Annotated in this window: 7 protein-coding genes and 2 riboswitches; of the genes, 5 read left to right on the forward strand and 2 right to left on the reverse strand. The window is 36.7% G+C overall.

All coding sequences use genetic code 11. The annotated features are described in order from the left end of the window. The first annotated feature begins 43 nt into the window (after positions 1–43). The 4 genes from FS486_RS11990 (at position 44) to guaA (ending at position 6,224) form a co-directional block, all read left to right on the forward strand. The gene (locus tag FS486_RS11990; RefSeq protein WP_144511694.1) at positions 44–994 is read left to right on the forward strand and encodes an AAA family ATPase; all 951 of its coding nucleotides are present in this window, start codon (positions 44–46) and stop codon (positions 992–994) included. Next, on the forward strand, positions 991–2,196 hold the full coding sequence (locus FS486_RS11995) for a DUF58 domain-containing protein (protein WP_144511696.1): 1,206 nt from the start codon (positions 991–993) through the stop codon (positions 2,194–2,196). Before FS486_RS11990 ends, FS486_RS11995 begins: the two co-directional genes overlap by 4 nt. Next, on the forward strand, positions 2,193–4,382 hold the full coding sequence (locus tag FS486_RS12000; RefSeq protein ID WP_144511698.1) for a DUF4129 domain-containing transglutaminase family protein: 2,190 nt from the start codon (positions 2,193–2,195) through the stop codon (positions 4,380–4,382). The genes FS486_RS11995 and FS486_RS12000 overlap by 4 nt, the downstream gene beginning before the upstream one ends. Before the next feature lie 34 nt (positions 4,383–4,416). After that, a riboswitch (purine riboswitch) is annotated at positions 4,417–4,518 on the forward strand. 152 nt (positions 4,519–4,670) lie between these two features. Next, positions 4,671–6,224 carry a glutamine-hydrolyzing GMP synthase gene (guaA, locus tag FS486_RS12005; RefSeq protein WP_144511700.1) on the forward strand — a complete coding sequence of 518 codons (1,554 nt, stop codon included), beginning with the start codon at positions 4,671–4,673 and terminating at the stop codon, positions 6,222–6,224. 48 nt (positions 6,225–6,272) lie between these two features. Here guaA and FS486_RS12010 read toward each other — a convergent pair whose 3' ends face one another. After that, positions 6,273–6,665, reverse strand: coding sequence for a GyrI-like domain-containing protein (locus tag FS486_RS12010; RefSeq protein WP_144511702.1), 393 nt, complete (start codon positions 6,663–6,665; stop codon positions 6,273–6,275). A gap of 32 nt (positions 6,666–6,697) precedes the next feature. Continuing rightward, positions 6,698–7,624, reverse strand: coding sequence for a helix-turn-helix transcriptional regulator (locus tag FS486_RS12015; RefSeq protein ID WP_144511704.1), 927 nt, complete (start codon positions 7,622–7,624; stop codon positions 6,698–6,700). 191 nt (positions 7,625–7,815) lie between these two features. Then, positions 7,816–7,917, forward strand: a riboswitch (purine riboswitch). Positions 7,918–8,003: 86 nt separating this feature from the next. Here FS486_RS12015 and FS486_RS12020 point away from each other — a divergent pair. Continuing rightward, entirely contained in the window at positions 8,004–9,335 is a 1,332-nt protein-coding gene (locus FS486_RS12020) for an NCS2 family permease (protein ID WP_144511706.1), read from the forward strand. Positions 9,336–9,668 lie beyond the last annotated feature (333 nt).

The following is a 9,668-nucleotide window of genomic DNA, read 5'->3' on the forward strand; positions in this document are numbered from 1 at the left end:
TTTTCAGGCTACTCGTTTTAACAAGAGTAAAGGGGGAACGTGAATGATTGAACAAATGCAAATTCAATCCATCGTTACAAATATTGAGAAAGTAATGATTGGTAAGAAAAATATAGCAGAGCTTGCCGTAATAGCGCTTTTAGCGGAAGGACATGTGCTTTTAGAAGATGTTCCGGGTGTAGGAAAAACAATGATGGTTCGGGCTCTTGCAAAATCAATAGGGGCCGATTTTAAAAGGATACAATTTACACCAGATTTATTGCCTTCTGATGTACTAGGGGTGTCCATTTATAATCCAAAAGAAATGGAATTCGAATTTAGACCAGGACCGATTATGGGAAATATCGTTCTTGCTGATGAGATCAATCGTACTTCACCCAAAACTCAATCGGCTCTTTTAGAAGGAATGGAAGAAGCATCTGTCACAATTGATGGGATTACAATGCCGATACCTAAACCATTTTTTGTAATGGCTACTCAAAATCCTATTGAACATGAAGGGACGTACCCATTACCAGAAGCTCAGCTGGATCGGTTTTTATTAAAATTACAGATAGGTTACCCTCATCCGAGCGAGGAAATAGAAATACTAAATAGAGTAGAGAAAGCTCTTCCAATTGAACAAATACAATCCGTCATCACATTGGAGCAATTAGTAGATTTACAACGGCAAGTAAAGTTGGTAAAAGTAGATAGCACTATAAAAAGTTACATTGTAGAACTTGCGAATCGCACTAGACAGGATACTTATGTCTATCTCGGAGTTAGTCCTCGGGCTTCCATTGCTTTAATGCGTGCCTCACAAGCTTTAGCACTTCTTCATGGAAGAGATTTCGTTATACCAGATGATATTCAATACTTAACTCCGTTCGTTTTTGGACATCGTGTAATTTTGCGGCCAGAGGCAAGATACGATGGGATTTCTACAGAAGAAGTATTGGTACGGATCGTCAAGAGAACGCCAGTCCCTATTAAGAGGAAAGTAAGTCAATGAAACAACGGTTAAAACGATTACGACAACTAAAGGGATTTGTAGGAATTACGGTTCTTCTAATCGTTACATTTGTTTATGCAATGTTTCAGGGGGGATTTGTCAGCTGGTTTCTGTTTTACTCCATAATTCCTCTTTCTATTTATTCATTACTCCTGTTTTTTTATCCATTATCTAAATTGAGAGTAGAAAGAACAATTGAAACTCGTAAAGTATTCAGTGGAGGAAAGTTTTCAGCAACTGTTCAGGTTCAAAGAAATAATCAGTTCCCGCTTATGTACGTAAGTTTTGAAGAAAAAGTAAGTCCTTCTTTAGTGCAGACTGCCTCATATAAACGAATAATTTTTTGGGGAATGAAAAAAGAGTTTAGTTGGACGTATGAAATTGAGCATATTCCTCGAGGAGAGCATGTATTACAAGGGGTGACCATTCAAGTAAGTGATCTGTTTGGCTGGGTAAAAAAAGAGCTATTTATCTCGAACCCTAAAACAATACTTGTTTTCCCGAACTTGACGGAAATGGTATATATCCCAATTGAGACGAGATATGATCAAGGGGCTGCAGTGTCGAGAATACAAGCAATGAAAGATACTTCGATGGCAACAGGTGTAAGGTCTTACCAGCCTGGGGATAGGGTTTCCTGGATTCACTGGAAATCATTTGCAAGAACGCAAACTCTTAAAACGAAGGAATTTGAAGATCGCCAATCTCAGGATCTTTTCGTATTGATGGATCAGACGCCATCTAACCTATTCGAAGAGGTAGTCGATCTAACCGGCTCTGTTTTACAAGCAATCGTTCGCAATCAAGCATCCAGTGCATTTTTATCGTTAGGGGAAACTCGTTTTTTTATCCCCGCTGTTCAAAGTGAGGAACATTTACAAAGAGCACTTTATCATTTAACGAAAGTCCAACCAGATCTAACAAAGCCGATAGAACAGGTAATTTTACACGATGAATCACTAGCACAAGCAACGTCTCTATTATACATTACTAGTAATCTTACATATGAATGGATAGATAGTGTTCAAAAGACGGCAAGTAATTTGCGTGTTTGTACCTGTTTTGTCGTTAAACAAAAAGATGCAAAATTATTGAAAGAGGAACACGCAATGCATCAGTATGCTGCAAGCAGGGGAATGCAGGTTCATATTATTACGAAAGAACGTTTTGCCCAAGTATTTTTGGAGGTGAGCCGTTCATGAGTAAAAAATTAGTGTTATCTTTTTTTGTTTATTTTTTCGTATTTGTTTTACTGGTCGAGTGGTTAAAGCCAGTTATTGAGTTGACAGATACTGACCATTTGAACCTATTTTCTTTCTTTTTATTAATATCCTTTCTTTTCTATTTCATTAAGCTTAAAGGTTATTATGCTGTACCATTAAAATTAGTGCTTATTTGTTGGACAATCATTTCTATTTATACTGACTTTTCTTTTTTTTCGAGAGATTCTTTATCTTATTTAACAGAGGCTTTCCGTGTGAATTTCTTTGCCTTGGTTACGCAAGATTGGGAGTCTATAACGGATCCATTCCGTACATTCTTATTTTTTTTACTATTGTGGATGACTACGTATCTACTTAATTATTGGATTCGTGTGAGAAAAAATGCACTGTTGTTTTTTGCGCTCACGGTTTTATTTATAACTATATTAGATACTTTTAGTCCTTATAATGGCGAAAAGAGTATTGTGATTATAATGGGATGCGGATTTGTCATTATGGGATTGCTGTATGCTCAGAAGGTAACAGATGAAAATAAGGAATATGTAAAGAGTTCCTATTTGCTTGCAGCTGTAGGGAGTTTAGTAGGAATCCTTCTTGTAAGTGGAGCAATATCCTATTTTTTACCGAAGGCTGGACCAAGCTGGCCTGACCCGGTACCGTTTTTTACCTCTTCCAGCAAATCTGCATTAGATGGAGAGGGAGGCGCCGGTAGTGGAGGTCATCGGAAGGTAGGATACGGAGAGAATGATGAAAACTTAGGAGGGGCATTTTTATCGGATGATACCCCTGTATTGAGAGCAACTGTGCCAACAAAACAATATTGGAAAATAGAAACAAAGGATACGTATACAACTAAAGGATGGATTCAATCTAATACAGAAGCACAAATTAGTAGCTATAATTTAGGGGAAAAGATTCAATCTGACATAATCCCTGGAAGTGAGGAATCAACGACTAAGGCTAGTATTTCAATGTTTTCAGAATTTCCTTTCATCATGCAACCTTATGGGATTAAACAAGTCGATGCTTTAGAGCCTGTCACACTTTCATGGAATGAGACAAATCAAAAACTCACAACATTTAGTGGTGGCAGTACGGTACCGATTGCTAATTATGATGTTATTTATAGTGAGCCTGTCTATAGTTTGAAGGCACTTCGAAACACAACTATGGAAAGTTTAAATGAGCTATCAAGTGAGTTTGATCGATATCTACAATTGCCGGAAAATTTACCGACGAGAGTAAAAGATCTTGCTGCTTCGATTACGGAAGATGACAAAAACTTATATGAAAAAGCGAAATCGATTGAACGATATTTTCGCCGAAATAGTTTTAGATATGACCAGCAGTTAGCTGCAATCCCAGAAGGCGATACTGATTACGTGGATCAGTTTTTGTTTGAAACAAAAGTGGGGTATTGCGATAACTTTTCCACATCCATGGTTGTTATGCTTCGTTCACAAGGAATTCCAGCGCGTTGGGTAAAAGGGTTTGCCCCAGGTGAAATTATTCAAAAAGAAGATAGCCTTCCCATTTACGAAGTTACGAATAATAATGCGCATTCTTGGGTGGAAGCCTATTTTCCTAATATAGGGTGGATGGCGTTTGAACCGACAATTGGTTTTACAAATAATGCAAACTTAAATTATGATTTAGACCTCCAAACAGATGAGTTAGAGACTCCAAAGGAAACGCCTAAACCAACTCCACCGAAACCTAAGCCTATTAAGGAAAGAGCTGAAGTATCGGAAGGGTTTACTAAAATAACAGGCAATGCAGTCAAATGGGTTTACGAACGAAAAGCAGCTGTTACATGGTTAATCATTGGATTGGCGTTTCTATGTTTGATTGCTTACCACTATAGAAGAAAGTGGTTGTCGAAAGTGTTAATTCCGGTTTCTCGCATGAAAAAAAATGATTGGGATACTTTTGAAAAGATGTATCACCAGTTGCTCAAACAGCTTGATTCATATGGCTATAAAAAAGAACAAGGGCAAACATTGACTGATTATGCAAAACAGATCGATGGGTATTTTGGAGACAGTCATATGCGAAAGCTTACAAGTGTATATGAAAATGGTTTTTACGGGGGCAACAAAGAAGATGTAAACTACGTAGAGGTGAGAGAAAGTTGGGAAAATTTAATCAATCAGCTAAGTGGTTGATTTTAGGCTCCACAAGCTGTAAACTAAAGTCAAATTAAAGTGACCAAGTTGCCCTCGTATATGTCCGATAATATGGTTCGGATGTCTCTACCAAGTTACCGATAATAACTTGACTATGAAGGTGAATGCAGTCATGTCTTTTTTGGGACATTTGCATTCACCTTTTTGAAATAGAGAACATAAACGCGTAGAAAGAGGATTGCTTTCTTACGCGTTTTTTCTTATCCAATATAGCGTAGAATAAATGAGGAGCAAATTTGGAATACTGAAAAGAAGAGGTGGATGCAAATGTCTTCAACTCCATTGTTGAAAGAACAAGAAAAAATTGTCGTACTAGATTTCGGCAGTCAATATAATCAATTGATCACACGTCGTATTCGTGAATTTGGAGTGTATAGTGAGTTGCACCCACACACAATTACTGCAGAAGATTTAAAGAAAATGAATGCTACAGGAATCATTTTCTCTGGTGGACCAAATTCTGTATACGATGAAAATGCATTTCATGTTGACCCAGCGATTTATGAAATTGGCGTTCCTATTTTAGGTATCTGCTACGGAATGCAATTAATGTCGCAACAATTCGGTGGGAAAGTAGAAAAAGCTTCTAATAGAGAATACGGTAAAGCAGAAATTAATGTGAAAAACGCAACAGCTTTATTCGGACAACTACCTACAAACCAAGTTGTATGGATGAGTCACGGTGACCATGTAACTGTTGCTCCTGAAGGATTTGAAGTTATTGCAACAAGCCCTTCATGTGAGGTTGCCGCTATGGCGAATGTAGCGAAGCAACTTTACGCAGTTCAATTCCATCCAGAAGTGAGACACTCTATTCACGGAATCGATTTACTTCGTCAATTCGTATTTGATGTTTGTCACGCAACAGGCGACTGGTCAATGGAAAGCTTTGTTGAAATGGAAATCGAAAAAATCCGTGCGGAAGTTGGAGACAAGAAAGTTCTATGTGCACTTAGCGGTGGTGTAGACTCTTCAGTAGTAGCTGTTTTAATCCATAAAGCAATTGGTGATCAGCTAACTTGTATGTTCGTTGACCACAACTTAAACCGAAAAGGTGAAGTAGAGCAAGTTATGAAGACTTTCACGGAAGGCTTCAACATGAAAGTTATTAAAATTGATGCTCGTGAGCGTTTTATGAATAAATTAGCTGGAGTTTCAGATCCTGAAAAGAAACGTAAAATTATCGGTAACGAATTCATTTACGTTTTTGATGAAGAGGCTTCCAAATTAGATGGCATGGATTTCTTAGCTCAAGGTACGCTATACACAGATATTATTGAATCTGGTACTGCGACAGCACAAACTATCAAGTCTCACCATAATGTAGGTGGACTACCTGAAGATATGCAGTTCAAGTTAATCGAACCATTAAAAACATTGTTTAAAGATGAAGTTCGTGCACTAGGTTTAGAGCTTGGTCTTAGTGAAGCAATCGTTTGGCGTCAACCATTCCCAGGTCCAGGATTAGGTATCCGTGTTCTTGGTGAAGTGACAGAAGAAAAACTAGCTATCGTTCGTGAATCCGATGCAATTCTTCGCGAAGAAATAGCTAAAGCAGGACTAGATCGAGACATTTGGCAATACTTCACTGTATTACCGGACATCCGCAGCGTTGGTGTTATGGGTGATGCACGTACGTACGATTACGCAATCGGTATCCGTGCAGTAACTTCTATCGACGGAATGACTTCTGACTGGGCACGTATCCCATGGGATGTTCTTGAAAAAGTAAGTGTTCGTCTTGTTAATGAAGTACCACATATCAACCGCGTAGTGTATGACATTACGAGTAAACCACCAGCAACTATTGAGTGGGAATAATAATTGAAAACAGCCTAGATTCCTTAAAAAAGAATCTAGGCTATTTTTTTATGAATTACTTACTACAGATAAATAGATGGCAATACTTCCATCCGTTTTATAAACCTCAAAATCAGTTGCATATGCTCTTGGTAAATCACTTTTCCAAATCTCGCCCCACGCTTTACCTACCCCGCTTAGGTCGTTCGTTTCAACTTCCCAAATATAATATTCTCCATTGCCAATTGTGATGCTATGTCCATCGTTCTTTTCTTCTGTTGCGATCATAAAGTCAAAATCTCCAGTATAATCGCTTTCATAGTTACTATAAACGGCGTAAATATCACCTTTCACTTCCCTTTTTAAGAATTCCTCCCACGTTTTAGGAAATATACTAGCATCGCCATTGTTTGCCCTAACCTTATTTCCATAGACCACTTTTGCAGGGATAATTTTATTCATTTCTAAATCTCCACCTTTCTAAGGAGAATATATCATGGTATATATGACAACTGGTTGTCATCATTAATTTTATTATGAATTTTATTTAACTCGTTATAATATTCTTTTTTTATTGAATCTGGTTGTAAAACATCGACCGAGTTACCGAACATTAATAGGAAAGGAAGAAGGTTTTTATTGCTATCGTATTGGAAGTTGACCTTGATGTTATGGGGAAGTATTTCAATTTCTTCTTCTAAGAAAAAGTCATATAGCTTTCCCAATTGATTTCTTTGGAATACTAATACTACTTGGACATAACTAGGTATTTGGTTAAATTCTTTTCCTTCTGTTGTTAGGCATGTTTCATCTAATAGTGAAATTTCCCTGATTCGTGTAAGTTTGAATATCCTATTATCTTCTCTTTTATCACAATAACCAGCAATATACCAACTTCCGTCTGCTAAATTAATGTTGCAAGGAGAAATAACTCTATTGGTAATTTCTCCGTTCAAAGAAACATATTTGAGTTTTACCTTTTTTTGTTGAAACATCGCCTGTCTTAAAGTTTTTAGTTTTTCATTTGTTTCCATTTCAATTTCTCTTCTATGGATCGTGGGGGAGTAAAAAGAAAAGTTGTTATAGGATTCTTCAGCACCTTTAAGCTTCTCTAATTTCTCGATAAGTATTTGATTCTCCTCTTGCAAAATAGAATGTTGGAGTTTCAAAGCTTCTATAATTGTTTGCTTCTCTTTATCAGAAAACAAGTATCTATCCATTTTGTAGGAAGGCATCAATCCTATCCCTCCATTTCGACCATGGATCGTTACAACAGGAAGCCCTGATATAGCTAAGGATTCAACATCCCTGTAAATGGTTCTCTTACTGACTTCTAGTTTGTTAGCCAGTTCCTCGGCTGAAACTATTTCTTTATTCAATAAGATGACTAAGATAGATAGCAATCTCTCAATTTTGATCATGATGTGCACTCCTTTGAAGAAAAATATTAAGTACTTCTCTCATTATAACGAAGATAAAGGTGCCACTCTGGCTTTTAAATTTCTTTTGGTTCATTTACGTAGAATTGTCAGAATGACGAACTATTATAGTTTTTATTATAAAATTGTTCGGTTTCTATATTGATTTTTTAAAAATATGGTGTTATATTACTATTATAATTTAATTATGTCGTCGTATAACATTGGGAATAAGGCCCAAAAGTCTCTACCAAGTCACCGTAAATGATTTGACTACGATGAGTGAAAACTGTTTTCTTTCGCTTATTAGAGATATTAGAGCATACGACTTTTATGTAGTCGTATGCTTTTTCTGTTATACAGACACTAAATGGAGGATATTATGAAAAAGTATTTTCAATTCGAAGAACTAGGAACAAATTATCGTAGTGAAATTATCGGTGGTTTAACGACATTCCTTGCAATGGCGTACATCCTAGTAGTAAACCCAATGATTATGTCGCTGGAAACAGTAGAAGGTTTACCGGAATTTATGTATATGGATAAAGGTGCAGTATTTACTGCTACTGCAATAGCTGCAGGTATTGGTTCTATTTTGATGGGGGTGCTTGCAAAGTATCCTATCGCATTAGCACCTGGTATGGGTCTTAATGCTTTCTTTGCTTTTACAGTAGTTTTGGAATTCGGAATACCATGGCAAATGGCTTTAACAGGGGTATTTGTAGCTGGAGTTATTTTTATACTTTTATCATTAACAGGGATTCGCGAAACAATTATTAACGCTATACCGACTGAGTTGAAATATGCAGTAGGTGCAGGTATAGGTTTATTTATCACTTTTGTAGGCTTACAGAATTCAAAAATTATTGTAAGCAGTGACTCTGTAATCGTAGGTTTAGGTGATTTAACAGATCCTAACATACTATTAACTATTTTTGGGTTAGTAATAACAGTTATAATGATGGTTAAGGGTGTGAAAGGCGGAATTTTCTATGGCATGTTGATCACTGCTATTATCGGTATGATTTTCAGCTTAGTGCCAACTCCAACTGGTATTGTAAGTAAAGTACCTGACATTGGGCCAACTTTTGGAGCTGCACTGGATCCAATTTTCAATGATCCGTCTTCTCTATTGAATCATCAATTCTTGATTGTTGTTCTTACTTTCTTGTTTGTAAATTTCTTTGATACGGCTGGAACACTAATTTCTGTTGCGAACCAAGCTGGTCTAATGAAAGAAGGAAAACTTCCTCGTGCAGGGAAAGCCCTTCTAGCGGATGCAATTGCTACAACAGCAGGAGCGGTTGCTGGTACATCGACTACTACATCGTATGTTGAATCGACTGCAGGTGTTGCTGCTGGTGCACGTTCAGGATTTGCAGCAGTTGTTACAGGAGTTCTACTATTATTGTCTTTATTCTTCTATCCAGTACTAAGTGTAATTACTTCATATGTTACGGCACCTGCTCTTATTATCGTCGGTGTGCTGATGGTTTCTTCTTTGGGGAATATTGAATGGACTAAGTTCGAAATTGCAGTCCCGGCATTCTTTGTCATTATTGCTATGCCATTAACATACTCAATCGCAACTGGAATAGCGATCGGTTTTCTTTTCTATCCGATTACAATGATCGTTGCGGGAAGAATTAAAGAAATTCACCCGATTATGTATGGTTTATGGGTTATATTCCTTGGATATTTTATTTTCTTATAAATAAAACAAATGAAAGAGAGGCCTTGGTCTCTCTTTTTTGCTTTTTAATAAGAGAAGTTTTTGAAAAAATTAAGAGAAATCTAGCGAAAACGTATTCGTGGAATTCAACAATGACAAGGGTTCAAGTATAACTTTTAAAAAGAAAAGATAATAGTTGTAGTTATCTGAATAAAATGTTATTATTATTTTATATATTTTTGTCGAATAAAGTGTTGACGAAGTATTGAAAAGGGTGTTAAGATACAAAGGTCGCTAAAACAAGTCGACAACATGAACATTGAAAACTGAACATGCAAAACGTTAAGACATATAGCTAGAATGATTAACTTGTTA

The organism is Bacillus sp. FJAT-22090, from assembly GCF_007676755.1.
Lineage (GTDB): Bacteria > Bacillota > Bacilli > Bacillales_A > Planococcaceae > Psychrobacillus.